Origin of the sequence: Curtobacterium sp. NPDC092190, assembly GCF_044755625.1 — a bacterium.
Lineage (GTDB): Bacteria > Actinomycetota > Actinomycetes > Actinomycetales > Microbacteriaceae > Curtobacterium.
In genome coordinates, this window is sequence record NZ_JBIVRJ010000002.1 from 377,024 (window position 1) to 403,701 (window position 26,678).

Annotated in this window: 25 protein-coding genes; 12 read left to right on the plus strand and 13 right to left on the minus strand. The window is 72.0% G+C overall.

The window, feature by feature from the left end; genetic code table 11:
- Positions 1–210 precede the first annotated feature (210 nt).
- From ACIQFY_RS05935 to ACIQFY_RS05950, 4 genes are read left to right on the plus strand one after another with little or no spacing between them, the layout of a single operon-like run.
- Entirely contained in the window at positions 211–1,878 is a 1,668-nt protein-coding gene (locus ACIQFY_RS05935) for an ABC transporter substrate-binding protein (protein ID WP_400338749.1), read from the plus strand.
- Positions 1,875–3,539 (plus strand): ABC transporter ATP-binding protein, encoded by a 1,665-nt coding sequence (locus ACIQFY_RS05940; protein WP_326495323.1) that lies wholly within the window; start codon positions 1,875–1,877, stop codon positions 3,537–3,539. The genes ACIQFY_RS05935 and ACIQFY_RS05940 overlap by 4 nt, the downstream gene beginning before the upstream one ends.
- On the plus strand, positions 3,536–4,474 hold the full coding sequence (locus tag ACIQFY_RS05945) for an ABC transporter permease (protein WP_326495324.1): 939 nt from the start codon (positions 3,536–3,538) through the stop codon (positions 4,472–4,474). The genes ACIQFY_RS05940 and ACIQFY_RS05945 overlap by 4 nt, the downstream gene beginning before the upstream one ends.
- Positions 4,471–5,469, plus strand: a complete 999-nt coding sequence (locus ACIQFY_RS05950) for an ABC transporter permease (RefSeq protein ID WP_066655611.1) — start codon at positions 4,471–4,473, stop codon at positions 5,467–5,469. The genes ACIQFY_RS05945 and ACIQFY_RS05950 overlap by 4 nt, the downstream gene beginning before the upstream one ends.
- 122 nt (positions 5,470–5,591) lie before the next feature.
- On the opposite strand, the gene ACIQFY_RS05955 is transcribed toward ACIQFY_RS05950, so the two are convergent.
- The 4 genes from ACIQFY_RS05955 to ACIQFY_RS05970 all read right to left on the minus strand — a co-directional run bounded on the left by ACIQFY_RS05955 (position 5,592) and on the right by ACIQFY_RS05970 (position 11,075).
- Positions 5,592–6,056, minus strand: a complete 465-nt coding sequence (locus ACIQFY_RS05955) for a DUF2087 domain-containing protein (RefSeq protein ID WP_326495326.1) — start codon at positions 6,054–6,056, stop codon at positions 5,592–5,594.
- Positions 6,056–7,372 (minus strand): GNAT family N-acetyltransferase, encoded by a 1,317-nt coding sequence (locus tag ACIQFY_RS05960; protein ID WP_400338753.1) that lies wholly within the window; start codon positions 7,370–7,372, stop codon positions 6,056–6,058. Before ACIQFY_RS05960 ends, ACIQFY_RS05955 begins: the two co-directional genes overlap by 1 nt.
- Before the next feature lie 209 nt (positions 7,373–7,581).
- Positions 7,582–9,087, minus strand: a complete 1,506-nt coding sequence (locus ACIQFY_RS05965; protein ID WP_400338756.1) for a cryptochrome/photolyase family protein — start codon at positions 9,085–9,087, stop codon at positions 7,582–7,584.
- A gap of 218 nt (positions 9,088–9,305) precedes the next feature.
- The gene (locus ACIQFY_RS05970) at positions 9,306–11,075 is read right to left on the minus strand and encodes a hypothetical protein (RefSeq protein WP_326495329.1); all 1,770 of its coding nucleotides are present in this window, start codon (positions 11,073–11,075) and stop codon (positions 9,306–9,308) included.
- Between the two features lie 191 nt (positions 11,076–11,266).
- Here ACIQFY_RS05970 and ACIQFY_RS05975 point away from each other — a divergent pair, with 191 nt between their 5' ends.
- Positions 11,267–12,151, plus strand: a complete 885-nt coding sequence (locus tag ACIQFY_RS05975; RefSeq protein WP_326495330.1) for an aminoglycoside phosphotransferase family protein — start codon at positions 11,267–11,269, stop codon at positions 12,149–12,151.
- Between the two features lie 12 nt (positions 12,152–12,163).
- Here ACIQFY_RS05975 and ACIQFY_RS05980 read toward each other — a convergent pair whose 3' ends face one another.
- Positions 12,164–12,718, minus strand: a complete 555-nt coding sequence (locus ACIQFY_RS05980) for a hypothetical protein (RefSeq protein ID WP_326495331.1) — start codon at positions 12,716–12,718, stop codon at positions 12,164–12,166.
- Between the two features lie 68 nt (positions 12,719–12,786).
- Between ACIQFY_RS05980 and ACIQFY_RS05985 the strand changes: the two genes are divergently transcribed.
- Entirely contained in the window at positions 12,787–13,527 is a 741-nt protein-coding gene (locus tag ACIQFY_RS05985; RefSeq protein WP_326495332.1) for a hypothetical protein, read from the plus strand.
- 57 nt (positions 13,528–13,584) lie between these two features.
- Here the strand turns inward: ACIQFY_RS05985 and ACIQFY_RS05990 are convergent, their stop codons facing one another.
- Positions 13,585–14,448 carry an NAD(P)H-binding protein gene (locus ACIQFY_RS05990; RefSeq protein WP_326495333.1) on the minus strand — a complete coding sequence of 288 codons (864 nt, stop codon included), beginning with the start codon at positions 14,446–14,448 and terminating at the stop codon, positions 13,585–13,587.
- An 85-nt stretch (positions 14,449–14,533) separates the two neighbouring features.
- On the opposite strand from ACIQFY_RS05990, the gene ACIQFY_RS05995 reads away from it, so the two are divergent.
- On the plus strand, positions 14,534–15,292 hold the full coding sequence (locus ACIQFY_RS05995) for a TetR/AcrR family transcriptional regulator (protein WP_066655576.1): 759 nt from the start codon (positions 14,534–14,536) through the stop codon (positions 15,290–15,292).
- Positions 15,293–15,317: 25 nt separating this feature from the next.
- On the opposite strand, the gene ACIQFY_RS06000 is transcribed toward ACIQFY_RS05995, so the two are convergent.
- The gene (locus tag ACIQFY_RS06000; RefSeq protein ID WP_400338761.1) at positions 15,318–15,860 is read right to left on the minus strand and encodes a hypothetical protein; all 543 of its coding nucleotides are present in this window, start codon (positions 15,858–15,860) and stop codon (positions 15,318–15,320) included.
- Positions 15,861–15,959: 99 nt separating this feature from the next.
- Between ACIQFY_RS06000 and pnuC the strand changes: the two genes are divergently transcribed.
- Together pnuC and ACIQFY_RS06010 are read left to right on the plus strand one after the other, a co-directional pair.
- Positions 15,960–16,625 (plus strand): nicotinamide riboside transporter PnuC, encoded by a 666-nt coding sequence (gene pnuC / locus ACIQFY_RS06005; RefSeq protein ID WP_326495336.1) that lies wholly within the window; start codon positions 15,960–15,962, stop codon positions 16,623–16,625.
- A gap of 74 nt (positions 16,626–16,699) precedes the next feature.
- Positions 16,700–17,332: a TetR/AcrR family transcriptional regulator gene (locus tag ACIQFY_RS06010; RefSeq protein ID WP_209684953.1), complete on the plus strand. Its 633-nt coding sequence runs from the start codon at positions 16,700–16,702 to the stop codon at positions 17,330–17,332.
- Positions 17,333–17,396: 64 nt separating this feature from the next.
- On the opposite strand, the gene ACIQFY_RS06015 is transcribed toward ACIQFY_RS06010, so the two are convergent.
- From ACIQFY_RS06015 to ACIQFY_RS06040, 6 genes are all read right to left on the minus strand, one after another.
- On the minus strand, positions 17,397–18,623 hold the full coding sequence (locus ACIQFY_RS06015; protein WP_400338764.1) for an ABC transporter permease: 1,227 nt from the start codon (positions 18,621–18,623) through the stop codon (positions 17,397–17,399).
- On the minus strand, positions 18,620–19,588 hold the full coding sequence (locus ACIQFY_RS06020; RefSeq protein WP_400338765.1) for an ABC transporter ATP-binding protein: 969 nt from the start codon (positions 19,586–19,588) through the stop codon (positions 18,620–18,622). The genes ACIQFY_RS06015 and ACIQFY_RS06020 overlap by 4 nt, the downstream gene beginning before the upstream one ends.
- A 185-nt stretch (positions 19,589–19,773) precedes the next feature.
- Positions 19,774–21,435: a glycoside hydrolase family 13 protein gene (locus tag ACIQFY_RS06025; protein WP_400338767.1), complete on the minus strand. Its 1,662-nt coding sequence runs from the start codon at positions 21,433–21,435 to the stop codon at positions 19,774–19,776.
- 86 nt (positions 21,436–21,521) lie between these two features.
- A complete protein-coding gene (locus ACIQFY_RS06030; protein WP_066655554.1) occupies positions 21,522–22,427 on the minus strand; it encodes a carbohydrate ABC transporter permease in 906 nt (301 codons plus the stop codon).
- Positions 22,427–23,377, minus strand: coding sequence for a sugar ABC transporter permease (locus ACIQFY_RS06035; protein WP_326495340.1), 951 nt, complete (start codon positions 23,375–23,377; stop codon positions 22,427–22,429). The genes ACIQFY_RS06030 and ACIQFY_RS06035 overlap by 1 nt, the downstream gene beginning before the upstream one ends.
- A gap of 10 nt (positions 23,378–23,387) precedes the next feature.
- Positions 23,388–24,686, minus strand: coding sequence for an extracellular solute-binding protein (locus ACIQFY_RS06040; protein WP_311206052.1), 1,299 nt, complete (start codon positions 24,684–24,686; stop codon positions 23,388–23,390).
- Positions 24,687–24,820: 134 nt separating this feature from the next.
- Here ACIQFY_RS06040 and ACIQFY_RS06045 point away from each other — a divergent pair, with 134 nt between their 5' ends.
- From ACIQFY_RS06045 to ACIQFY_RS06055, 3 genes are read left to right on the plus strand one after another with little or no spacing between them, the layout of a single operon-like run.
- On the plus strand, positions 24,821–26,020 hold the full coding sequence (locus tag ACIQFY_RS06045; RefSeq protein WP_400338771.1) for an ROK family protein: 1,200 nt from the start codon (positions 24,821–24,823) through the stop codon (positions 26,018–26,020).
- Between the two features lie 60 nt (positions 26,021–26,080).
- Positions 26,081–26,344 (plus strand): type II toxin-antitoxin system prevent-host-death family antitoxin, encoded by a 264-nt coding sequence (locus ACIQFY_RS06050; protein WP_066655545.1) that lies wholly within the window; start codon positions 26,081–26,083, stop codon positions 26,342–26,344.
- Complete coding sequence (locus ACIQFY_RS06055; protein ID WP_066655542.1) at positions 26,337–26,612, plus strand: type II toxin-antitoxin system RelE/ParE family toxin; 276 nt, start codon at positions 26,337–26,339, stop codon at positions 26,610–26,612. The genes ACIQFY_RS06050 and ACIQFY_RS06055 overlap by 8 nt, the downstream gene beginning before the upstream one ends.
- The last annotated feature ends 66 nt before the right edge of the window (positions 26,613–26,678 follow it).

A 26,678-nucleotide genomic window follows, 5' to 3' on the forward strand; every position in this document is an offset into this window, starting at 1 on the left:
TTGTGCTGTTGCGTCGTGCAATGTTGCGTTGCATGTCGTCCGGACCACGCGAGCGTTCGGGTCCGCGCACCGACCGGTGCCACCATGGACCGCCCGGCCACCCGAACCGGGACGGACACCCCGTCCACCACGACGACGCTGGCCGCAGCAGACCGGACCTCCGGTCGGCGGCGCTCGACACCCCCACCCCCCCACGAGGAGCAGCACACCATGCACCGCCCCAAGCGCTTGACGATCACCGCGGCCGTCGCCGCCGCCGCAGCCCTCGTGCTGACCGGCTGCTCGGGTGGCGGCGCGTCGGACGACGCGTCCACCGGCACGAGCAAGGGCGGCACGCTCGACATCCTCACCGCGCAGACCGCGCTGCACTGGGACCCGGCGACGAGCCAGAGCCTCGGCATCACCTCGATGGGCCTGGTCGCCCGCCGCCTGACCACGTGGGACGTCCAGCCCGGGAAGACCGCGAAGGTCGTCCCCGACCTGGCGACCACCACGGGTGAGTCGAGCAACGGCGGCAGGACCTGGACCTACACGCTCAAGGACGGCCTGAAGTTCCAGGACGGCACGCCGATCACCACGAAGGACATCAAGTGGGGGATCGAGCGGTCCTTCGCGCCGAACCTCACCGGCGGCCTGAGCTACCACAAGTCCCTGCTGGTCGGCGGCTCCGACTACCAGGGCCCGTTCGAGGGGAAGACGCTCGACAGCATCGAGACCCCCGACGACAGGACCATCGTCTTCACGCTCGACGCCCCGTACGGCGACTGGCCGTGGCTCGCGTCGATGCCGGCGTTCGCGCCCGTGCCCGAGGGTGAGGGCAAGGACACCGGCGCGTACGACGCGAAGCCCGTGTCGAGCGGCCCGTACCAGATCGAGTCAAACACGCAGGGCTCGCAGGTGACGCTCGTCCGGAACAAGGAGTGGAGCGCGAAGACCGACGCGATCCGCACGGCCGGTCCGTCGAAGATCGTCTTCAAGGAGAGCCAGGACGCGTCGACCACGACGCAGAGCCTGATCGCCGACAACGGTGACGCGAAGAACGCCTTCGGTGCGCAGTTCCTCGGTGCCGCCGAGCTCAACCAGGTGCGCGCCAACCCCGCTGCGCAGGACCGCCTCGCGACGAGCAAGGCCGGCCCGATCACCTACATGGCGATCAACACGCAGCGCGGGGCGCTCAAGGACCTGAAGGTCCGCCAGGCGCTGCAGTACGCCGTCGACCGCAAGTCGTTCCGCATCGCTGCCGGCGGCGCGCTCGCCGGCGAGTACGCATCGACGCTCGTGACGCCGGGCATCGCCGGACGCCAGGACTACGACCTGTACGAGACCGGCGCGACGGGCGACGTCGACAAGGCGAAGGCGCTGCTGCAGGACGCCGGTGCCGAGGACCTGAAGCTCACGCTGGTGACGCAGAACGACCCGACCTACCTGTCCCAGGCGCAGGCCCTGCAGGCGGGCCTGAAGCGCGCCGGCATCACGGTCACGCTCAAGCCGCTCGACTACGACTCGTTCACCCAGGCGACGACGAACGGCACCGACTTCGACCTCTCGCTGTCGAGCTGGCAGCCGGACTTCCCGAGCGCGAACGCCAACATCCAGCCGCTCTACGACTCGTCGGAGATCGGTGGGGGCGGGTACAACGTCTCGAAGTACAGCAACCCCGAGGTCGACGCCCTCATCGCGAAGGCGACCGGCACGGTCGACCAGTCCGAGGCGCAGGAGCTGTGGGCGCAGGCGGACCGGCGGATCATGGAGGACGCACCCGTGGTCCCGCTGATCTACGCGAAGCAGTCCTTCCTGGCCGGGTCGAACGTCGAGAACTTCCGCATCGCGGACTTCCCGGCCTACCCGAACTACCTCAAGGTCTCGCTCTCGCAGTGAGTGCACCGCTGCTCGAGGTCGAGGGGCTCCGCGTCGCGTTCGGCGACGCGGAGCCCGTCGTCCGTGACGTCTCCTTCACCCTGACGCCCGGCCGGGTGCTCGCGCTCGTCGGCGAGTCCGGTTCGGGCAAGTCCGTCAGCGCGATGAGCGTGCTCGGACTCCTGCCACCCTCCGCCCGTGTGTCGGGCAGCGCCCGGTTCCGCGGGACCGAGCTCATCGGCGCCTCCGTGGACGAGCTGCGCGCCGTCCGTGGTGCGGGCATCGGGGTCGTGTTCCAGGAACCGATGAACTCGTTCACCCCCGTGCTGGCGATCGGCACGCAGATCGCCGAGGCCGTGCGGGCGCACCCGACCGACCTGGACCGGGCGGGCGTCTCCGCCCGCGTCGACGAGCTGCTCCGGGCTGCCGGGCTGCCGGACCCGGCCCGGATCCGGAAGGCCTACCCGCACGAGCTGTCCGGCGGGCAGCTCCAGCGGACGATGATCGCGATGGCGCTCGCGGGAGACCCCGTCGCGTTGTTCGCCGACGAGCCGACGACCGCACTCGACGTGACGGTCCAGGCCGGGATCCTCGACCTGCTTCGTCGGCTCGGTCGCGAGCGCGACCTCGCCGTCCTGCTCATCACCCACGACATGGGTGTGGTCGCGGACGTCGCCGACGAGGTGCTGGTGATGCGCCGCGGTGACCCCGTCGAGCACGGAGCGGTCGCCGACGTCTTCGCGCACCCGGAGGCCGACTACACGCGCGAGCTCCTCGCCGCGGTCCCCGCCCTGGAGGCACACCCCGCGTCCGCACCGTCGGCCGCGGCCGGGTCCGGGGCTGGGTCTCGTGCCTCCCGGCCATCACCCGCGGTCGCGCGCCTGCGCGACGTCGCCGTGCGCTACGCACGCCGCGGCGACCCCACGGTGCACGGGATCGACCTCGAACTCACGGCCGGTCGGACGCTCGGCCTGGTGGGGGAGTCGGGGTCCGGCAAGTCGACCATCGGCCGCGCGCTCGCCGGACTCGTCCCCGTCGTGGACGGCTCGGTCGAGGTGGACGGCAACGACCTGCGCACCGCACGCGGGAAGCGACTGCGCGAGCTCCGCAGCCGCGTGGGCATCGTCTTCCAGGACCCGGCGTCGTCGCTGAACCCGCGACAGACCATCGGCTGGAGCATCGCCGAACCGCTGCTCGTGCACGGCGAGGGCACACCGGCCTCGCGCGCCGACCGCGCCCGCGAGCTCCTGTCCGCGGTGCAGCTCGACCCGTCGTGGACCGAACGGTTCCCGCACCAGCTGTCGGGCGGCCAGCGGCAGCGCGTCGCCGTCGCCCGGGCACTGGCGCTCCGACCGGCGCTGGTGATCGCCGACGAGCCGACCAGCGCCCTCGACGTCACCGTGCAGGCCGCCGTGCTCGACCTGCTCGCGGACCTGCAGGACGAGTTCGGCTTCGGCATGCTGCTCATCAGCCACGACCTGGCCGTCGTGCGCCAGCTCGCCGACGACGTCGTCGTGCTGCACGACGGCCGCATCGTCGAGCGCGGCGCGACCTCCGCCGTGCTCGACCACCCGCAGCAGGACTACACGCGCATGCTGCTCGCGGCGGCCCCGGTCGCCGATCCCGCGCGACAGGCCGCCCGCCGCGAGGCCTGGCGTGCCTGGGAAGGAGTGGTCTCGTGACCGCGAACGTCGTCGACCGGCCCGTCTCCACGTCGGCCGGTCGGACCACCGGGTTCCGCGCCGTGGTGCGCCGGGTCCGTCAGGACCGCTGGGCCGTGGCCGCCGCGATCGTCATCGCGGTGTTCGTCGTCGTGGCGATCGCCGCACCGCTCATCGCCGCCGCCACCGGGCAGAACCCGTACAGCTACGACGTCGACGCACTGAACGACTTCGGGGCTCCCCGCGGTGCTGCCGGCGGCGTGAGCGGCGAGCACTGGTTCGGCGTCGAGCCGCTGACCGGGCGGGACCTGTTCGCCATCGTGACCTACGGCGCACGGACCTCGCTCGGCATCGGGCTCGCCGCGACCGCGATGTCGATCGTGATCGGGGTGCTCGTCGGTGTCACCACCGGGTTCCTCGGCGGCTGGTACGACCGGGTGCTGTCGCGCGTGGTCGACGTGATCTTCGGGTTCCCGTCCCTGGTCTTCATGATCGCGCTCACCGCGGTCGTGCCGACGTCGTTCCCGAAGCCGCTGCTCGTCGTGCTCGTGATCGGGTTCTTCGGGTGGCCCTCCGTCGCCCGTGTCGTGCGCGGGCAGACGCTCTCGCTCGTGAGCCGGAACTACGTCGTCGCCTCGACCGCGATGGGTGCGGGGCGCTGGCACGTCATCCGCAAGCAGCTCCTGCCGAACCTCGCCGCGACGATCACCGTCTACGCGACCATCTCGATCCCGTCGATGATCGGCGCCGAGGCCGCGCTGTCCTTCCTGGCCGTCGGGGTGAACCCGCCGACGCCGTCGTGGGGCCGCAGCATCGGCGACGCGATCGGCTGGGTGCAGACCGATCCGATGTACCTCGTCTTCCCCGGAGCCGCACTGTTCCTCATCACCCTGGCCTTCAACGTGCTCGGTGACGCCCTGCGCGACGCCCTCGACCCGCGCGGGGGCGACCGATGAGCACCGTCCGCTTCCTGGCCGTCCGGATCCTCGGCGCCGTCGTCGTGCTGTTCGTCGTCGCGGCGATCACCTACGCGCTGTTCATGCTGCTGCCCACGAACCCGGCCCGGGCGATCTGCGACAAGCCGTGCACGCCCGAGCGGCTCGCTGACGTGCAGGCGTTCCTCGGCACCGACAAGCCATGGTTCGCGCAGTTCGGGGCGTACCTCGCCGGCATCTTCGCCGGTCGCACCTTCGGTTCCGGGGCCTCCACGATCACGTGCGCGGCACCGTGCTTCGGGTACTCGTTCCAGCTGCACGACAGCGTCACGAACCTCATCGCGTCGCGCCTGCCCGTGACCGCGTCGATCGCCGTCGGGGCGGCCGTGCTGTGGCTCGTCGCCGGTGTGGCGGGCGGCACGGTGTCCGCGCTCAAGCGGGGGACGCTGGCCGACCGCGCCGTCATGACGGTCGCCGTCGCCGGGGTGTCCTCGCCCGCGTACCTGATCGGGCTGCTCGCGATCCTGCTGTTCGGGTTCACCCTCGGCTGGCTGCCCACGAGCGGGTACGTGCCGTTCGTCGAGGACCCGGTCGGGTGGGTGACGCACCTGGTGCTGCCGTGGTGCGTGCTCGCCTTCATCAGCGCGGCCATCTACGCGCGCCTGACCCGCGGCGAGATGCTCGAGTCGATGTCGCAGGACTTCGTCCGGACCGCGCGTGCGAAGGGCCTGCGGGAGCGGCAGGTCGTCGTGCGGCACGGACTCCGGACCGCGATCCTGCCCGTGGTGACGCTGTTCGGGCTCGACCTCGGGTCGCTGCTCGGCGGCGCGGTCATCACCGAGAAGGTCTTCTCGATGCAGGGCCTCGGAGCGCTGCTCATCGATGCGGTGCACACCCTCGACCTGCAGGTGGTCGTCGGCTTCACGGTGTTCTCGGCGCTGCTCATCGTCACCGCGAACGTGATCGTGGACGTCGTCTACGCGTTCGTCGACCCACGGGTGCGTCGCCGGGCCTAGGGCGAGGCCCGCTCGGCCGGCAGCTCGGGCCCGCGACGCGCAACGTCGGCGACCGCTCGCAGCGGTACAGCGCTGCGAGGAGTCGCCGACGGTGCGTTCTGCGGAAGGGGCCCCGCCGGTCGTCAGCGGGTGAAGCGGTAGGCCGCGCCGTCGTCGGTCCGCTCGAGCACACCGAGGTCGACCGCGTCGCGTCGCACGATCGCGACGTCGGCGCAGAACATCGCGATCGCCGCGTTGAGCTCGCGCTCCGACACCGGACGCGCTCGACCGAGGCGATCCCCGACGATGCCGACGATGCGCACCGACAGCGGGTGCCGCTGGTCCTCCGGCGCGGGCATGCGCTCGATCCGCCCGAACTCGAGCAGCGCCGCTGTGCCCTGCAACCGCTGCAGGTCCTTCGTCGTCCGTCCGAGCACGGCGCTGTCCGGTCCGTCGTCGCCCAGCCAGTCGAACGCCGCCACGGACGCCGCGGTCCGGTCGTCGAGCGTCCCGCCACCGACCACCGCGGCGCGGAGCGTCGGGGAGGCCAGCACGGCCACGGCCTGCCGCGCACGTCCGATCGACGTGGTGAGCTCGCCGTCCGGCATCAGAAGTACGTGATCCCGTGCGGCGTTCGGGCCGGCGTGAGCATCGCCCGGAGCAGCGCGGGCGCCGCCGGGTCCGCCGCACGGACGAGTCCGGCCGCGGCGAGGGTGACCGGGGACACCGAGCCGATGAGCACCGCGCCGAGGTCCGCCACGTCGAGCCGCAGGTCGGCCTCGCCGTCGTCACCGTCGGACAGGCGCGTCACCGTGCCCTGCCCGTCGGTGACGTCGAGCCGGTAGGTGCCCGACGCGAACCCCATCGCGTCGGAGACGGCGAGCGTCACCGAACCGTCGACCGCGTACGGCCGGCTGCTGAGCACCGCCGGCACGTCGAGCACCCGGAGCCAGACGTGGTCCTCCTCGTGCTCGACGTCGTAGGCGCGGTTGTCGCCGAGGGCCGCGACGATCGGGTCGTCGAGCCGCGAGCGGCTGTACTGCACCACGTCGTTCAGGTCGATCGAGAGCAGGAACTCCCAGAGCGACAGGTACGCGGCATCGTTCGCGTAGACCAGGTCGACGATCTCGAGGACGGTGTCGCCCTTGCCCTCCTTCACGCGCCAGGTCACGTAGCCGTCGACCTCGTCGGAGTCGTCGGGGCGGTGCACCGCGGCGCGGACGTCCTTCGCGGGCTGGCCCTCGCCGTCGCGGAGCCCGAACACGATCGGCCACGTGCCGGCGTTCCGGACCATCGAGCCCGGGGTGCGTGCGTCGAACCGGTCGAACACGGCGCGCCCGGTGCCCTCGGCGAGCCACTCCGGCGTGACGACCGCGACGGTGCCGGTGGTCGGCGCGAGCAGCGGCAGTGCCCGCTCGCGGCGGACGGTCACCGCCCGCTCACGGATCGCGCAGCCGAAGCCGAAGCGGCGGTAGATGGTGCCCTCGGACGCGGTGAGGGACGCGACGGCGTAGCCCTCGGCGATGCCGCGCTCGAGCGCGTGCGTCATCATCCGGCGGAGGATCCCGCGCCGACGCTCGGTCGGTCGGACCGTCACGGCCGAGATCGCCTGCGTGTCGATCGCGGCGCCCTCGGCCCACGTCAGGCGCTTGCGGAACCACGTGAAGGTCCCGGCCGGCCACGTCTCGTCGACCGAGCCCGGGAACGGGTCGCGCAGGTACACGCCGAGGAACGTCTCCTGGTCCTCCAGGAAGTGCGACGCCATCCGCGCGGCACCCTCGGCGTCGGGGTGCGCTTCGTGGAACCCGAACCCGACGGCGCGCATCCACGCCTCGGTCTCCGGCGTCGGCGCCCCCTCGGCGTCGGTCGTCGGCGCGAACTCGCGCAGGTCGTAGCGGTCGTCGAATGCGTCGTTGCTGGCCACGAGCCGACCCTACCGGTGCGCTCCGAGCGGCCGCCTCCCTCGGTCGACGGAGCAGGGACCGTCAAGTGGACGGGGGTGACCCGACGGCTGCTGCTCCACGGGCGCACGGGTTGCGTGCGCGGTGGTGACCGGCGTCGGACGGGAGGCGCGTGGTGGCGCCGCCACGGGCCTCCCGTCCGACGCCTGGTCACGACGGGACGCGTGGCCGGTCAGGGCGTGCCGCGCCGCGCCTCCTGGTCCACCACCTCGTCGAGGTCCGCCAGCTTCCGCATCTGCTGCAGCGGCCGCGCCATCCGGTTGTTCTCCCGCAGCGCGGGCTCGGTGCGCGACAGGAACGCCCAGTAGCCGGCGGTGAGGGGACACGCGTCCTCGCCGAGCCGCTTGGTCGGGTCGTAGCGGCACCCGCCGCAGTGGTCCGACATCCGGTCGATGTAGCGGCCACCGGAGGCGTACGGCTTCGTCGCGACCATCCCGCCGTCCGCGTGCTGCGACATCCCGATGATGTTCGCGGGCATCACCCACTCGGTGCCGTCGACGAACACGTCGGTGAACCACTCCGTCAGGTGGACCGGGTCGTAGCCCCGCTGCAGGGCCCAGTTGCCGAGCACCATGAGCCGTTGGATGTGGTGCAGCCAGCCGTGGTCGTGCAGGCCCTCCATCGCGGTGGACAGGCAGACCGCGTCGATCTCGGACGCGTCGAGCTCCTGCCACCAGCGGGGGAGCCGCTCGTGTGCGCCGAGGGCGTTCTCCTCGGCGCCGTAGTCGTCGCCGAACCACCAGTAGAGGTGCCAGACGTAGTCGCGCCAGCCTGCGACCTGGCGGACGAAGCCCTCGACGCTCGCGAGCGGGGCGTCGTGGTCGCGGTGCGCGGTGAGGGCTGCCTCGACGACCTCGAGAGGATCGAGCACGCCGAGGTTCATCGGCACGCTGAGCAACGAGTGCGCCATCGTCCAGTCGTTCGTCAGCGTGGCGTCCTCGAACGGCCCGAAGTCCCCGAGCCGGACCTGCACGAAGTCGTCGAGGGCCTGCCGGGCCTCGTCGGCGGTCACGGCGAAGCGGCGTGTGTCGTCCCTGCCGACGAAGCGGACGTCGCCGTCGTGTTCCCAGCGGTCGAGGTCGTGGCGGACCTCGTCGTCGATCTCGTCCTCGGTCGGCCACCACGGATCGGGCAGCCCGAGCGTGGTCGCTCCCCTGGGCGGTGGTTCCCGGTTCTGGTCGTCGAGGCTGAACTTCCCGCCGACGGGCTCGTCCGAGTGCATGAGCCAGCCCTCGCGGCGGCGGACCCGCTCGTAGTGGGTCTCCATCCGGAAGCGTCCGGTGCGCTCGGCGGCCCACTCGGCGAACTCGGCCTCGTCGGTGATGAAGCCGCGGCTCGGCAGGATCTCGGTGCCCCTGCCCCAGTGCCGGACCTGCGCGCGCAGGGTGCGGGAGGGTGGGTCGACCACGTCGAGGTCGTCCCGGCCGACCAGGGCGTCCTTGAGGCCCTCGACCTGCACGTGCTCGGCCCGGTCGCCGAGCTCCCGCACCCGGTGGCGGAGGGCGCTCAGCCAGAGGTGTGCCTTCGCACGGTGCATCGGTCGGGCGGTGAAGAACTCGCGCGCCTCGACCACCAGCGCGGGGCCGCCGTCGTCGAACAGCGGTCCGTACTGCCCCGGCAGGACGAGCCGGGTGCGGTCGGTGCTGCCGGCGTCGGTGCTGCCGTGGTCGGGTGCCATGCCCGGACGCTACCGGCGGCGTGTGACGCCCGGCTGACGGCGCGTGTGCCCCGACGTCGGCGTCGGCGGCCAGGGCTGGCCCGGCGGCCGCGTTCCGGTCGCACGACGTGCCGCTCGTGTTCGGCGGGCGCGGCAGGTCGTGCGACCGGAACGTGCCGCCGGCGGCACGTCGTGCAACCGAGGGCCGTCGACGGCCCCGTCGCGGCAGGCCGGCCCGGTCAGTTGTACGACGCGAGCCGGTTCGGCGCCGTGTTGCCCGCCGGCGTCGGTACCGCCCCGCCGACCCCGTTGATGACGCTCGAGATCGTGCCCGTGTCACCGAGCGACACCGTCACGAGCCCGTGCGCCCGGATCCCCGCGCCCGTCGGCGTCTCGAACGCCCGGTCTGCGTGCACGGAGGGGTTCGTGTTGAAGAAGCAGTAGACACCACCGCCCCAGATCTCGTGGTTCGACACCCCCGACGCGACCTTGTACGCCGCGTACCCGGCCCCGGTCGGGCTCTGCCACGATGCGTTGTCCGGCACGTCGTACGGCATCTCGTTCTGGAAGAAGATCGTCCGACCCCGGTTGCCGTTCCACAGCACCTCGTACCGCTGGTAGTGCTCGACGAACAACCCGGTCGCCAGGACGTCGTCCCCGTTCACCTCGACACCCGTGGCGCCGGTGTTGACGTTCCACCCCGTGGCCGCTCCGCCGTGGTCGGCTCGCCACGCCCAGATGTGGTCGACCAGCGTGTCGTCCGCGTTGACCTGCAGCGTCGTCGACGCCTTGCCCTGGATGCTCGACCCGACGCGGAAGAACACGTCCTGGATGCTCTGCGGATCGGCCGCGTGGTCGGCGTGCGAGCCGCCGGTGCCGAGTCGGACGAGCTGCGCGCTGTTCGTCGTGCCCGCATCGACCACGAGGTTCGAGACGTTCACACCCGAGACGTCCGAGCTGGTGAGGACCGCGTTGCCCTTCGTCGGCACGAGCGTCGGGAAGCCGACGCCCGTGACGACGGTGTCCGGACGCGTGACGTTCAGCGCGGCGTCCAGCTGGTACGTGCCCGGGGTGAAGAACAGGTTCAGCCCCTGCGCCAGCGCGCTGTTGATCGTCGCCGCGCTGTCACCGGGGTGTGCGACGTAGAAGTTCCGCATCGGGATGTCGGTCCCCGGCGTGTTCGGCCACGTCACCCCGGTGGAGTTCGTCCGCAGCGACGGCACGAACACGTGGTACTTGTTCGACGAGTCGATGTACAGGTACGGCTTCTCACGCGTCACCGGCGTGGTCGACAGCGTGGTCCAGCTCTTCGAGAAGTCGTTCGCGGGAGCGCCCTGCACCCCCGAGAACACCATGTTCCAGTTCCCGCCCTGCCAGCTGCCGAGCGAGGAGTTCCGGGTGTACCACTGCTGCTGGGACCCGCTGGTGACGGTGCCGTCGACCTTCGAGTCGGCGATGTACCCACCGGACGAGTAGCCCTGACCGCCGTCCTGGTTGGACGGCCCCATCGTCAGGTTCCCCTTGACGTGGACCCGCCGCATCGGTGCGGCCTGCGACACCGCCCAGCGGTCGGTGCCGCCCTCGGGGACGACCGACAGGTTCTCCGCCGACCGCCAGAAGTTCTGCGTCGCGTTCTTCTCGTCACCGGCGTTCCACCCGGAGTCGACGTTGATCGCACCGGTGATCGTGACGTCGTCCGGGTTCTTGCCGAGGCCGGCGACGGACGTGTAGAAGCCGAGGTTCGCCCAGAGCCGACCGTAGCTGCCCGGCTTGAAGAGGAAGGCGTACCGCTGCGAGCCGAACTGCGCCGTGCTGCTGCGGAGCTGCGAGTCGAACGCCGCGTCCACGTCGGCCTGGATGGTCGAGGTCGGTGTCGACGGGCTGTAGACCTTGACGTTGCTGCCGAGGTCCGGGGTGTCGCTGGTCGGCACGGCTGCCTGTGCCTGCACGGCCGGCGCGAGGGCGCCGACCAGTCCGACCGCCGTGATCGTCGCGAGGAGCGTGCTCATCCGTCGTTGCATGATGCTCGATTCGTCGTCGGACGGCCCCGTTGCCGCCCGCAACAGACGGTAGACCCGCCCGGACGCCGCGGCAGTCGGTGCTGCGGCGGACAAGTGCGTACCCCGTTCGGGGGTCGGACGGGAGGCCCGTATCGCCCTCGCCCCGCCACCCCCGTCCCGGCGCTCGGTACGCTCCGAGCATGTGGACGAACGAGCAGGACTGGCGTGCGTCCGTCCCGCGTCTGCTCGCCCGGGCGGTCGAGCGCTGGGACCTGCACCCGGGCGAGCCGTACGCGGGCGGCAGCGTCTCGCACGTCGTCCGAGTGCGGCTCCCCGACGGCGGCGATGCCGTCCTCAAGCTGTCCCTGCCGCACCGCGAGGCCGAGCACGAGGCAGCAGCGCTCGCGTGGTGGGACGGTGCCGGCGCGGTCCGCCTGCTCGCCGTGGACCCGGACGACCCCTTCGTGCTGCTGCTCGAGCGCTGCCACCCCGGCACCCGCCTCGTGCAGTGCGACGACGTGCCGGCCGAGGAGCGCCTGCGTACCGCGGGTGGTCTGCTCACGCGGCTCTGGGCGACCGGGATCCCGGACGACCACCCGTTCGAGTCCGTCGCCGACGTCGCCGCGGAGTGGGCGGCGCTCGCCGATGCCCGGATACTCGAACTCGCGCCTCCGTTCGACCCCGGACTCGTGCGCCGCGGCACCGATCTGCTCCGCACCCTGCCCCGCGGCGCCCCACGGTCGGTGGTCGTGCACGGGGACGCGAACCCCGGCAACGTGCTCGCGGCGGGCCGGGAGCCGTGGCTCGTCATCGACCCGAAGCCGATGGTCGGCGACCCGGCCTACGACCTGAGCCCGGTGCTCGTGCAGGTCGGCGACCCCTTCCGCACGGGCGACCCCCTGCGCGCCGTCCGGCACCGGGTCGCCGTGCTGTCGGACACGACCGGCCAGTCCCCGGACCGCATCGCCGCCTGGTGCACGGCGCGGCTGGTCGAGTCCGCCCTCTGGTCGGTGAGCAGGGGAGCGCTCGGCGACGGTGTCGACGCGATGGCCCGTGCTGCGGTGGTCGACGGGCTCGGCGCCTGACCACCGCGGGGTTCACCTCCGCGGGAGCCCGGCGACGTAGGCCGTGAGCACCGCGTTCGGATCGACGGCGGCGACCGCGCCGACCCGGTAGAGCAGCAGGGCGTCGACGACCCCGACGAGGTCCCGTGCGGAGCCGTCCGGGTCCACGACGCCGATGCCGTCGAGCAGGGTCCGTGCCGCTCGGACGAGGTCGTCACGCACCGGGTCGGCGCCGGTCAGGGGAGCACGCAGTCCGGGGTCGTCGCGCAGTTCGACGAGGAGCGCGAGCCTGGCGGCCTGTGCATCGCCGCGAGCAGCGAGTGCGTCGAGGAACCCGGTGGCGACCGCGACGACCGAGGCGTCGTCCGGGTCCTCCGGCAGTCGGAGTCCGGCGACGTCGGACGCCAGCTGCTCGGTGATCCGCGCCGCCACCAGCGCGAGCAGTGCGTGCCGGGTCGACGCGTAGTACGTCGTCGACCCGGGCGGGACCCCTGCCTCGGTGTCGACGCCGCGGTGGGTGAGCGACCGCGCGCCGCCGCGCGCCACGAGACGGACCGCCGCGTCGGCGAGGTCGTCGCGTCGTCCCATGGCTTCCCCTCTCGGCCAGGACATCGTACTGTTCTCTACATCTGTAGAGGATCGATCGGGAGGGTGTGGTGCGCGCAGTCGTCGTCGGCGGGGGAGCATCGGGTCGAGCGATCGGAGCGGCGATCGCCGCGCGGGGCTGGGCGGTGCAGGTGTCGTCGCGGCGGACGGGGTTCGACGTCCTGCGCGACGACGTCGCGGCTGTGCTCGGGGGCGCCGACGTGGTGGTCGAGGCCACCGGTCGCTTCACGACGAGCCGCCGACGAGCCACCGACTTCTTCGTCCGGTCGACCACCGCGGTCGGTTCGGCTGCCGCAGCGGTCGGGGCGCGGCACGTCCTGCTCTCGGTCCTCGGGTGCGAGCGTCCGGAGGTGCAGGGGTACGGCTACTTCGCCGGCAAGGCAGCGCAGGAACGGGCCGCCGCGACGACCGGTGCCGAACTGTCGGTGGTGCGCTCGACGCAGTGGCACGAGTTCGCGGAGCAGAACGCCGAGCGTTTCGGTGTCGGTCGCGTCGCGCTGGTCCCGGCGATGACGATCGCTCCCGTGGCGCTGACCGCGGTGGCCGCCGTCGTGGCGGAGGTCGTCTCGGGTGAGCGCAGGGAGCGTCGCGTCGAGGTCGCCGGGCCGCGGCGGACGACACTGCTGGCGATGACGGAGTCGCTGCCCGCTCCCGGTGTCCGTGCGCTGCCGCTCCGCATCCCCGGTCGGCTGGGGCGCGCGTTCCGCGACGGTGCGCTCCTGCCGGACGTGGGTACGGAGGTGGTCGGACCGTCCTTCGACGAGTGGCTCACCGCGCGGTCGCGCCACTGATGCCGGTCGGCCGGGGCGTCGCGCTCGCGGCAGGCCGACCGGCACGACGGCGTCCGCTCAGCGCGTGCCGGCGACGACGGCGTCGAGTGCGTCGTCCGCAGACCTCGGCTCGCGGCCGAGCAGCGTCCGGAGGGTCGGGTCCGTCCCTGCGAACCACCCTCCGGCCGCTGCCTCGTACATGCCGAGCAGGAACCGGACCATGCGTTCGTCCTGCCCCGCCGCGACGGCGCCGTCGACCCACTGTTCCGCGTCGACGAGCCGGAAGCCGACGTCGCGACCGACGCGCGCGGCCAGCCGGTCCGTGAGCTCCCCGAAGGTCGGTGCCGCGGTCGCGGTGATGGTCACCGGCCCCTCGGCCGGCGTCTCCTGCAGCAGCAGGGCGGCAGCCGCCTCGGCTGCGTCCTCGCGGGCGGTCCAGGACACCGGTCCGTCTGCCGGCAGGGCGACCGTCCCCGTCTCCGGCCACGGCCCCAGCAGCCACTGCAGGCTGTGGGCGTAGAAGCCGTTCCGGAGCGAGGTCCACCGGAGGCCCGACTCGGCGAGCAGGTCCTCGGTGGCGGCGTGGTGCTGTGCCGGCACGAACGGGGACGCCGCTCCCGCGCCCTGGTGGCTCGTGTAGAAGACCTCTCCGACGCCGGCGCTCGCCGCGGCCTGCACGGCGTTCCGGTGCTGCCGGACGGTGTCCCCTCCGGGGTCGTTCGACGAGACGAGCAGCAGGCGGTCCGAGCCGGCGAAGGCCTCGACCAGGCCCGCCGGGTCGTCGTAGTCGCCGTGACGCACCGTCACGCCGCGCTCGGCGAACCGCGCGGCGCGTGCGGGGTCCCGTGTCACCACCGTGAGGCGGGATGCCGGGAGGTGGTCGAGGAGGTGGTCGGCGGTGGCGCCGTTGAGTGCGCCGGTCGCTCCGGTGATCGTGATCATGGTGGCCTCGTTCGTGTTATCGGTGGAAACACGAGAACCGTAGCGCTGGTTTTCGGTGGAAGCAAGCACCTGTTAGCGTTGATCCGTGACCAGTACCGCACCGGCGATCGACTCCCGTCGCGACGTCCGCGAGCGCATCGTGGTCGGCGCTGCGGAGCTCCTCCACGACGGCGGTGTCGACGCGGTGACGACGCGAGCGGTCGCCGCACGGGCAGGAGTGCAGGCGCCCACGATCTACCGGCTCTTCGGGGACAAGGACGGACTGCTCGACGCGGTCGCCGAGCACGTCATGACGGTGTTCAGCGCCGAGAAGGCCGCGATGGTCGACGCCGCCGGAGCGGACGGGACGGACCCGGTCGAGGCGCTCCGCGCGGGATGGGACGCGACCATCGCCTTCGGGCTCGCCAACCCCGACCTGTTCGTCATCATGAGCGACCCGCGTCGCGGGCGAGGGTCACCCGCCGTGGCGGCCGGGCTGCGTGTGCTCGAGGAACGGTTGCGACGGGTCGCGGTGGCCGGACGTCTCCTCGTCGGGGCGTCGGAGGCGGTCCGGCTGGTGCACGCGGCCGGTACCGGTGCCGTGCTCGCGATCCTGGGCGAACCGGAGGGCCGACGCGACCCTGCCCTGGCCGAGACGGTCTGGGCCGCGGTCGAGGCGCAGGTCGTCGTCCCCGAGCGCGACGTCGTCGCCGGTCCCGACCGGGCGCTCCGCACCGCGGCGTCGACCCTGCGCGCCGGCGTCGAGGAACTCGACCGACTGACGGCAGCCGAGCGCGCTGTCCTGGCGGAGTGGCTCGACCGCGTGGCGGCGGGGCGTCGGGAGTCCGACTCCGGAGGAGCCTGACCGTCCGACCTGCGTCGGACGCAGCTCAGTCGGTCGCGCCCCTCGGCGGGTCCACGAGCAGCGCGACCCGGTCCCGCAGGTAGTCCTCGAGCGGCACGGCGGTCCCGGAGGTGGGGGACCAGCGGACGACCGGTTCGCCGTCGACCACGGCGAGCACACCATCGGCCCCGACGAGCGAGTCGTCGAGCGGGATCGGCACCGCGCCGTGGTTGACCGTGTCGCCCGCGGCGAAGTGCCCCTTCGCCGCGGCCGCCCGGTAGGCGCGGCGCACCTCGGCGGAGACCGAGACGAACTGCTGGCGTCCGGGGTCGGTCACGCGGGTGATCTGCCCGGTCGCCCAGACCCCGCCGGCGGTCTCGGAGGACGATCCGAGCAGCAGGGCTCCGACGCGCCAGACCCGGCCGAGCGAGCGGATCGTCGGCTCCCGACGGATCCCGAGGACGGCGCGGGGCTCGACGTACTCGCCGAGGGCCTCGTCGCGGACGCCGGCTGCCCGCAGGCGCGCGGCCGCGTGGTCGAGCAGGGTCTGCGCTCGCAGCACCGCGTCCTCCACGAGCCCGTCCGTCACGCTGCCCGAGCCTAGACCGGCACGTCACACGGGGTCGCGCGGCCGGAGGAATGTGCCCGCTGCCCGTACGGTTGCACGGTCTCGGAACGAGGAGGGCCCATGGGCATCGTGCGGTGGTTGTTCGACGCGCAGCTCGTCATCGGCGACCAGACCGTGCTCTGGCGCGAGGTGATCGGCAACGTGTTCGGGCTGCTCAGTGCGCTCGGCGGGATGCGTCGCAGGGTCTGGGCGTGGCCGGTGGGGATCCTCGGGAACGCCCTGCTCTTCACGGTGTTCATGGGTGCGCTCTTCGACACCCCGAACCCGGTGAACCTGCTCGGCCAAGCCGGCCGACAGGTCATGTTCATCGTCGTCAGCGTCTACGGGTGGTACCGGTGGACGCACCGCGCGGACGAGGCGACGACCGTCGTCGAGCCGCGGTGGGCCTCCTGGTCGACCCGGGGGCTGCTGGTGGTGGCGCTGGTGGGCGGCACCGCCGTCCTGACGCCCGTGTTCCGGGCCCTCGGCTCGTACGAGCCGGTCTGGAGCGACGCCTGGATCTTCGTCGGGTCCGTGCTGGCGACGTACGGCATGGCGAAGGGCTGGGTCGAGTTCTGGCTGATCTGGGTCGCGGTCGACCTGGTCGGGGTGCCGCTGCTCTTCTCGGCCGGCTACTACGCGTCCGGGCTCATGTACGTCTTCTACGGCGCCTTCACCCTGACCGGGTTCTTCGTCTGGGTGCAGCAGGGGCGCAAGCCCTCGGCGGCGCCGGTGACGGTGGGCTGACGCGCTCGACAGGTGTTGCCTGACCCCCGCACTGGGTGGAGACACGCCGGGGCCGGGTGCGGTGGACTGTCGGGATGGCAGACATGCACGGCGGGTCCGTCGAGGACGACGCGTCGCTGGCCGAGCGGATCGTGCGCGGGGCGATCCGGGCCTACCGGCTGCACCCGTTCCACGAGGTCGACGCCGGTACGGTCGCCGAGACCTGCGGCGTGGACCGCACGGTCGTCGACCGGCTCTTCCCGACCTGGGACGGACTGCTCCTGGTGGTCTACGACCGCTGGCTGCAGCTCCGCGGATCCCGCCGGTCGTCGGTGCCGCGGTGCACGCTCGAGCACGTGCGGATGACCCTGGCCGAGGACGTCGCCGACCCCGGTCTCGTCCGGGTGCTCGCGGGCGTCGTGACCCTCGCCGCGTCCGAACGGGACTTCGCCGGCTTCTTCCGCAAGCGCTTCGAGGAGTACGTCGAGGAGCTCACCGTCGGGCTGCAGCGCGACGTCGACGCCGGTCTGGAGACCATCGGCATCCCCGCCCACCAGGCCGCGACCCAGTTGCTCGCGGTCTACGAGGGACTCCAGCTGCAGATGCTCGTCCGGCCGTACCTCGACGTCCTGGTCGAGTACGACCGTGCCGTGCACACGCTCCGGCACGGCTGGCGTGAGCCCGAAGCCGTGGCCTGGGACGTGGACGAGGCGCTCGTCCGCGGCTGACCCACGAGCGGTGCCGCCGTCGACACCCGTCGGCCCGTCGACGACCCGCGTCCGTCGGGCCGCGTCAGCGTGCCCGGGCTCGGCCCCGGCGCCAGCCGGCGATCTGCCGCACCGTGACCTTCGACCCGTACTGCGCCACCGAGTGGCGGAACAGGTACTCGGCGAACCAGAGCAGCACCGCGGCCACGGCGAACACCTCGACGATGCAGACGACGGACTCGACGACGGACAGCGATCCGACGGCGTTCCGGACCATGGCGGTGATCGGCGTGAAGGTGGGGAAGTACGTGAAGAACGCCGCCACCGGCGACGACGGCGTCGTCATCACGAAGAACGCCGCGTAGAGCGGGATGATCAGGGCGAAGATCGCGGCGGACTGCAGCGTCGAGGCGTCCTTGATCGAGGGCACCGCAGCGCCGACGGCGACGAAGAGCCCGCAGGCGAGCAGCACCCCGCCGACGAGCAGCAGCGCACCGACGACCATCCGCCACGGGTCCACCGTCAGGCCGCCGAGCCGCGACGCGACGAGGGGCAGTGCGACCAGGGCGACCGCGAGCCCCGGCAGCACGACGACCCCGACCTGCACGAGCCCGACGAGCAACATGGCGAGGACCTTGCCCCGGATCAGGTCACCGGCCGTCACCGCGGTCAGGATCATCTCGGAGATGCGGTTCTCCTTCTCCTCGACGACCACCGTCACCATGCGGGTCGCGAGCAGGATCACGATGCCGAAGAACGCGAGGGCGTAGAGCAGCGGCGGGACGATCGACAGCCAGCCCGGTGCGACGCGGCCGTCGGCGTACGTGGTCAGGTCGGTCGACGGCGGGGCGCGGAGGAGCGCGACGGCCTCGTCGTCACCGACCGAGGCCGCGACGCTGCGTTCGAGCACCCGCTCGGCGAGCGAGGAGTAGCCACCGTTCTCGAACAGTCCTCGGTCGGCGCCATCCAGCCGGATCGCCTGCGCCGACGGCTTCTCCGGGTACTCGACGAAGAGCTCGAGCGTGCCCGCCCGGACGGCCGCGCGGTCGGCGCCCGGGTCGTCGGACGGCGACCCGCCCCACTCGGCCGCGATCCGCGCCGACACCAGGCCCGAGTGGTCGACGTACCGGAACGAGGTCTTCGCCGCCGAGGCGCTCGACGAGATCGAGTCGGAGCCGGCCGCCTGTCCGACGCCGACGAGCACCGAGACCAGGACGACGACGATCGGGAGCGCGAGGGTGCCGATCCAGAACGCGGGCTTCTTGACGGCGCGGACGAACTCGAAGCGGACGACCGTCCCGAGCCGGCTCACGCCACCGCCCCGCTCGCGGTGGTGTGCTGCGTCGACGCCCGTCCGGCCGGCGCCTGGTCGGCCCCGGCGTCGTGGCCGTAGACCTGGACGAAGATCTCGTCGAGCGGGATGCGGCGCATCTCGAACGCGGTCACGTGCGCACCTGCGCCGACGAGCGCGGCGAGGATGTCCGACCCGTCCACCGCGGCTGCCTCGGTGGGCACCAGGTGGGCGACGTGACCCTCGTGCCGAGCGAGGCGGTACAGGGGAGAACGGGGGACCGTGCCGGTGAGCTGCACCCGGGCGACGGCGCCACCGAAGGCGTCCTGCACGTCGGGGATGCTGCCGTACGCGGCTGCCCGGCCGTCCTTGAGCAGCAGGATGCGGTCGCAGAGGCGCTCGACCTCGTCCATGTGGTGCGTGACGAGGACCACGGTCGCGCCGTCCGCCTTCCGCTCGTCGACCAGGTCGAGGAGCAGCCGACGGTTGACCGGGTCGAGCCCCTTCGTCGGTTCGTCGAGGATGAGCAGGCGCGGTCGGTCCATGATCGTGATGCCGAGCTGCACCTTCTGCTGCTGCCCGCCGGACAGCTTGTCGACACGGAGCTTCGCGCGGTCGGCGAGCCCGACGCGCTCGAGGTACTCGGTGCTCCATGCCGCGGCCTCGGTGCGGCGGAGGCCCCGCAGCGTGCCGAAGTAGGTCATGACGTCGAGCACGGACTCCTTGCGGTACAGCCCGCGCTCCTCGGGCAGGTACCCGATGCCGCCGGTCGCGGGTCGGTACGGTGCGCCGTCGACGAGCAGGGTGCCGGAGGTCGGCGTCGTGATGCCGAGCAGGGCCCGGATCGTGGTGGTCTTGCCCGAACCGTTGCTGCCGAGCAGCCCGAAGGTCTCGCCGGGGGCCACGTCGAACGACAGCCCGTCGACGACGTCCCGGTCCCCGAAGCGCATGACGAGGTCCCGCACGCTGATGCTCGCGCCGCTCATGCTGCCGACCCTACCGGCGACGAATGAGTCCATCGTGCTTGCGGTGGGAGGACGATCCGCTCGTAGGAGGACGGAGCTCCGGGCCTCCTACGAGCGATTCGCCCTCCTTCGCGCGGAACGGCCCCTGACGGACGGGAGGCGCGGTGCCTGCCTGCACCGCGCCTCCCGTCCGCCACCGGGTTCCGTCAGGAACGCAACCAGGCGGTCCCCACACCCGACAGTGCGCCGTCTGCCACCGGCGCGGAGGCGAGCAGCAGCTCGCCGGCGGGGAGTGCGTACGGCTCGTCGCCGAACACCGTCACGCTCGTCCAGCCGTTCGGCCGGCGGAACGCGAGCACGTCGTCGCGACCGGTCTCGAGCCACTCGAGGTGCTCCTCGGACTGCAGCTGGCCGCGCAGGCCCAGGGCCTTCCGGTACAGGTTCAGCGTCGAGTCGGGGTCGGCGTCCTCCGCCTCGACCGAGACCTGCGCGAACCACGCCGGCTGCGGCAGGTGCGAGCCGCCGTCGCCGAACCCGAACGACGAACCCTGCCGCGTCCACGGGATCGGCACGCGGCAGCCGTCACGGCCCACGTCGACGCCCGGGTTCCGGAAGAACGCCGGGTCCTGGCGCTCGGCGTCGGGGATGTCGCCGACCTCGTGCAGGCCGAGTTCCTCGCCCTGGTACAGGTAGGCGGAGCCGGGCAGTGCGAGCTCGAGGAGCGTCGCCGCCTGGGCCCGACGGAGTCCGAGCGAACGGTCGAGCGCCGCCTGGTCACCGCCCGCGAGCAGCCACGCGGACCCCTGCTTCTGCTCGTCGCCGTTCCGGGCGGGCAGTGCGTAGCGGGTGGCGTGCCGGACGACGTCGTGGTTCGAGAACACCCACGTCGTCGACGAGCCGGACTGCTCGGCGAGCCCGAGGTTGAACTCGATGATCGTGCGGAACTGCTGTGCGTCGAAGTCCGCCTCGAGCAGGTCGAAGTTGAACGCCTGCCCGAGTCCCTCGGCGCTGGCGTACCGGGCACGGCGGTCGGCTGCGACCCAGGCCTCGGCGACGGCGGTCCGTGCCGGGGTGTACTCGTCGAACACCGTCCGCCACTCGGCGTAGATCTCGTGCACGTCGTCGCGGTCCCAGAGGATGTGCGAGCCGTCCTTCGGGGCGGCGAGCACCTCGGCCCACGTGGGCAGCTCGCCTGCGGGCAGGTCCTTCGCCAGGCCGTGCGCCACGTCGATGCGGAAGCCGTCGACACCACGGTCCGACCAGAAGCGCAGCGTGTGCAGGAAGTCGTCGCGCACCTCGCGGTTCGCCCAGTTCAGGTCGGGCTGCTCCGTCGCGAAGTTGTGCAGGTACCACTGGCCGTCGCCCACGGCGGTCCAGGCCGGGCCGCCGAAGATCGACACCCAGTCGGCCGGCGCCTCGGACCCGTCGGGACCGGTGCCGTCGCGGAACACGTAGCGGTCCCGGGCCGGGCTGCCCTTCGGCGACGCCAGTGCCTCGCGGAACCACGCGTGCCGGTCGCTCGTGTGGTTCGGCACGATGTCGACGATGACCCGGATGCCGGCGCCGTGCAGGGCATCGACCATCTCGTCGAAGTCGGCGAGGGTGCCCAGACGCGGGTCGACGTCGCGGTAGTCGTCGACGTCGTAGCCGCCGTCGGCCAGTGCGGACGGGTAGAACGGGCTGAGCCAGACGGCCTCGATGCCGAGGGAGGCCAGGTACGGCACCCGCGAGGTCACCCCGCGGAGGTCGCCGATGCCGTCGCCGTCCGCGTCGGCGAACGAGCGGGGGTACACCTGGTAGACGCTCGCCTGGCGCCACCAGGTCTCGGCGTCGGTGGCGGCTGCGGGCTGGACGAGCGTGTCGGTCACGTCGGGCCTTTCGTTGTTCGTGCGGGTGGTGGTCGTGGTCGTTGCAGCTGCGTTCGTGTCCGCGGTCGCGGACGGCGACGTCGGCGTCACTTGATCGCGCCCTGGGTCACGCCGGCCATCACCCATCGCTGGGTGACGAGGTAGACGATGATCGCCGGGGCCATCGCCATCAGGTACGAGGCGAACGACACGTTGTAGTTGTTGCTGAACTGCGTCTGGAACATCTGCTGCAGCACCGGCAGGGTCTGCAGCGCCGGGTCCGAGGTGATCAGCGACGGCATCACGAAGTCGTTCCAGGACGCCAGGAACGCGAAGATGCCGACGGTGGCGCTCATCGGCGCGAGGAGCGGGAACACCAGTCGCCAGAACACCTGCCCCGTGCTCGCACCGTCGATGCGGGCACTCTCCTCCAGCTCGGCTGGGATCGAGCGCAGGAACGCGGTGAAGAGCAGCACGCTGAACGACAGCTGGAACATGACGTGCAGGATCGCGACGCCGAACGGGTTGTCCAGCCCGGCGAGGCCCGTGAGCTTCACCTGCGACAGCGCGAGCACCGGGAACGGCAGGAACATCGCGGCGAGCAGGTAGAAGAACGACCAGCGGAAGAAGCGGCGCTCCCAGTTCCGGGCGATGGCGTACGCCGTGAACGACGCGAGCAGGATCGTCCCGACGACGGTGATCGCCGCGATGAGCACCGAGACGCCGAACGCCCGCGGGAAGTCCGTGAGCTCCCAGGCCTGCACGAAGCCGTCGACGCTGAACGGCGCCGGCAGCGAGAACGCGTTGCCGTCCACGGCCTGCGTCGTGGTCTTGAACGCCATCGTCACGGTGACGTAGAGCGGGACGAGGACGGACAGGGTGCACAGTGCGAGGACGATCGTGACCGGCCAGTTGAACCGTTCACCGCGGCGTCCGGCGGTGCGGTCGGCGTCGACCGACCGGATGCTGCCGGTCGCCGTCGTACCCGGGCGGAGGGGTGCTTGCATGGTCATCAGAGCGCTGCCTTCCCGCGGGTCGCCCGCAGCTGGATCACGGCGATGACGACGGCGATCACGAAGAAGATCGTCGCGTTCGCCATCTGGTACGCGTAGTCGCCGCCGCTGAAGCCCTTGAAGATCGACATCGCGACCGTCGTGGTCGAGGTGCCCGGGCCGCCGTCGGTCAGGCCGACGACGATGTCGTACGAGTTCAGGAAGTTCTTGAACCCGATCACGAGGTTGATGAGGATGTAGCCCGCCGTCAGGGGCGCGGTGATCGAGACCAGCTGCCGCCAGGCGCTGGCGCCGTCGAGCGCCGCGGCCTCGTACACCTCGCCGGGGATCGACAGGACGCCGGCGATGTAGATGAGGAGCGTCGACGGGATCGCCTGCCAGGCGGTCACGACGACGATCGCGACCCACGCCAGGTCGGGGTTCGCCAGGATGCTCTGCTCGAGCGGGGCGATGCCGAGCGTGGTCGCGAGCGCCGGCAGGCTGTTCGCGAAGAGGAACGAGAACACGTAGGCGATGACGATGCCGGAGATCACCATCGGCAGGACGAAGACGCCGCGGAGCGCGATCTTGCCGCGGATCTTCGACGTCAGCGCGATCGCGAGCAGGAACGCCACGGCGTTCACCAGGAGCACGGTGACGAGCGAGAACCCGATGGTGAACAGGTACGCCTGCAGGATCGCGGGGTCGGAGAACACCGCGACGTAGTTCGTCAGGCCGGTGAACCGGAACTCGCCGAAGCCGACGGAGTTCGTGAAGCTCAGCACGATGCCCATCGCTGCGGGGAGGGTGATGGCGAGGGTGAAGAGCACGAGCGTGGGGACGAGGAACAGGAGGAAGAGCGGATCGACGCGCTTGGCGCGTCCGCGGACGCCGGCCTGGACGCGCGGTGCGGCTCCGCCCCGGCGGCGGCGGTCCGCCGTCGTGATCGATTCGGTGGTCGTGGTGGCCAAGGTCGTCTCCTTACGCGGCCGACCGGAGCGCGAGCCGCGCCCAGTCGCCGTCGAGGGTGCGGAGTTGCGGGTCGGGCGCACCGCCGAAGGCGATGGACTGCAGGTAGTTCGCCACCGGGATCTCGGCGGGGATGAGCTGCGAGGCGCCGAGGTAGAACGCGGCCTGGTCGTACGAGTCCTGCATGCCGCGGAGCGCGGGGTTCGAGACCGGAGGGGAGTCCTTCCGCACACCGAAGCCGTTGTTGTCGGCGTTGTACCGGTCGCTGATCTCCGGGCTCATCAGGAAGGACAGGAACTCGCGGGCGGCCTCCTGCTTCCGTGAGGCCTCGGGGATCCAGAGCCCGAGGTCGACGTTGACGCGCACCTTGTTGTCGGCGGGGTCGTCGGTCGCCGGGAACGGGAAGGTGCCGAGGTCCATGTCGGGGTTCGTCTTCGCGATCTCGCCGAGCGCCCAGGGGCCCTGCAGGTACATCGCCGCCTTCCCCTGCGCGAACGCGAGGTTGCCGTCGCCGTAGCCCCGGCTGGCGGCGCCCTGCTGGTGCCACTGCAGCAGGTCCACCATGCGGCCGACGGGAGCGGCGAAGTCCTTCTCGAACGACACCGCCGACCCCCTGCCGACCGAGGTGCCCTCGCGGTCGAGCGCCGCGAAGGTCGACGGCACGTCGAGCATGCCGCCCACCGAGTAGTCGAACATGCCCTGGGCGATCGTCCAGTTGTCCTTGTACGTGCCGTACATCGGGGTGATCCCGGCCTTCACGAGACGCTCGCACACGTCGGTGAACGCGCTCCAGGTCGTCGGCACCTCCAGACCCTGCTGCGCGAACAGCTGCTTGTCGTAGATCACCGACGCGGCGGTCACCGAGTAGGGCAGGACGCTCGTCCGGCCCGGGTAGTCCGCGGTCTGGCGCATCAGGGGCCAGAGGTCGGGGTTGATCGTGTCCTTCTCGGGCAGGTCCGACAGGTCGGTCAGGGCCCCGTGCTCGACGAACGACACCATCGCGTAGTTGTAGTTCAGGCACCCGAGGTCCGGCGGTCGGTTCCGGACGAAGTTCGCGGACATGTTCGACGTCGAGTCGCGGACCACGCGGATCTTGGACTGGCTGTCGTGGAACTTCGCGATGACGTCGTCGAAGTACCCGATGACCTCGGGCTTCGACACGTAGAAGGTGATCGTCTCGGGTCGGCTGCTCGATCCTCCGAGCGGGGCGCACCCAGCGAGTGCCAGGCCCGCGCCGATGCCGCCCGCACCGAGCAGGAACCCGCGGCGGGTGACCCCGGCCGTGCTCCTGGTGGTGGCGTGTGCTTGCACGTCGTCTCCGTCCGTCCGGACCCGGCGTCCCTGCCGTTCCGACTTGCGTGCCGGCGTCGGTGTCGGCTCGCGCGACTAAATGTACTCAGAAAATCTAATCGCGCAAGCAAGTCGCGTCGCGGTAGGGTCGGCGCATGCCACAGCGCCGTGTGACCCCCCGCGCGACCAGCGCCGAGACGGTCCTGGCGTACGCCCTCGAGCCGACGTCCGGTGCCTTCACGGCGACCGAGGCGATCGACGCCACGGGGCTGACCCGCTCGACCGTCCTCGCCGCGTGCGCGGAGCTCGTCCGGCTCGGCTGGCTCCGCGACCTCGACGACGCCCGCACGGCAGGGGAGTACCGGAAGGGCCGGCCCGCCCGGCGCTGGGAACTCGTCGCGGACGCGGGGGTCGTCGTCGGCGTCGACGCGGGGCAGCACCGCGTCACCGCGCTCGTCGCCGACCTGCGGGGCACCGTCCTCGCCCGCACCGAGGGGGCGCTCGGCGAGTCCGGGCTCGAGGTGCCCGTCCGGCTCAGTGTGACGACCGACACCGTCGCGGTGGCACTCACCGCGGCCGGCGTGGACGCCGCCCGCGTGCTCGTGACGGTCGTCGGCATCCCGGCTCCGGTCGACGCGCTCGGTGCGTCACCCCGCGACGGCGGCTTCTGGGACAGCATGAACCCGGGCTTCTCGGACGTCGTGCCCCACGGTGTCGTCGTGGTCGAGAACGACGCGAACGCCGCCGCGCTGGCCGAACGGCCCTCGTCGGGGGACGCCTCGTTCGCGGCGCTGCTCTCGGGCGAGCGGTTCGGCGCCGGCCTGGTCGTCGACGGCGCGCTCCTCCGCGGTGCCCGGGGCGGTGCCGGTGAGCTCCGGGTGCTCGACCTGGTCGACGGGGTGGCCTCGTCGAACGGCATCGGACGCACCGCCCGCGAGCTCGTCCGCGCGGCGCGGGCCGACGGGCGCATCGGTCCGGCGTCCCTGCTCGGCGGCGTCGAGGAGCCGGGCGCCGAGGCGGTGTTCGCCGCCGCCGCGCTGCTCGACCCGGTGGCGCTCGAGGTCGTCGACCGGCTGGGGGACCGCCTCGCCCGGGTCTGCGTCCTGCTCGCGAGCCTGCTCGACATCGACCGCGTGGTCGTCGCCGGGGCGATCGCCGACGCCGCCGCTCCCGTGATCGAGCGGGCGCGCGAGCACCTGGCTGCCTGGGAGTACGACCCGACGCCCGAGGTCGTGCCGTCGCGGCTCGGCGGCGACGTCGTGGTCCTCGGCGCCGTCGCGCGTGCGCTCGACCTCGTGCACGCCGATCCGCTGGCCTTCCCGCTGCCCGCCGAGACCCCCGCCGTCGCGACCTGACCGCCGATCCGCTCCCACCGAGCCCTTCCCGACCGGACGTACGAGTCGTACGATCGGTACATGTACAACCTGCCCGCGAGTGAAGCACGCCAGCGATGGTCCGACCTCATCGACCATGCGCACCGCGAACCGGTCGCCATCACGGTCCGCGGCCGCGAGCAGGTCGTCGTGCTCGAGGCGGAACTGGCTCGCCGGGCACTGCAGGCGCTCGAGGACGCGATGGACCGGGCCGCTGTCGATCGAGCTCGGCGGGAACTCGCGGAGGACCCGGAGACGCTGCCCCTCGAGCAGGTCGCCCGCGAGCTGGGCATCACGCTTGGGTGAAGCCTCGCCCGTCGAGTACCGGGTCGAGCTGACCAAGCGTGCCGCGAAGGCGCTGACGAAGCTCGACCGGGTCGTGCAGCGGCGGTTGCTCGCCGCCCTGGTCCTGCTCCGCACCACGCCGCGTCCGCCAGGGTCGACCGCGCTGGTCGGCCGGCCGGGCGAGTTCCGGGTCCGTGTGGGCGACCACCGGATCGTCTACGAGATCGTCGACGACCGTCTGGTGGTCCTCGTGCTGGTCATCGGCCACCGCCGTGACGTGTACCGCTGAACCCGACCGACCGACCGCCGCCCCCTGGGCCGACCGCTGACACCGCGGCGCGGTCCGCGGCAGACT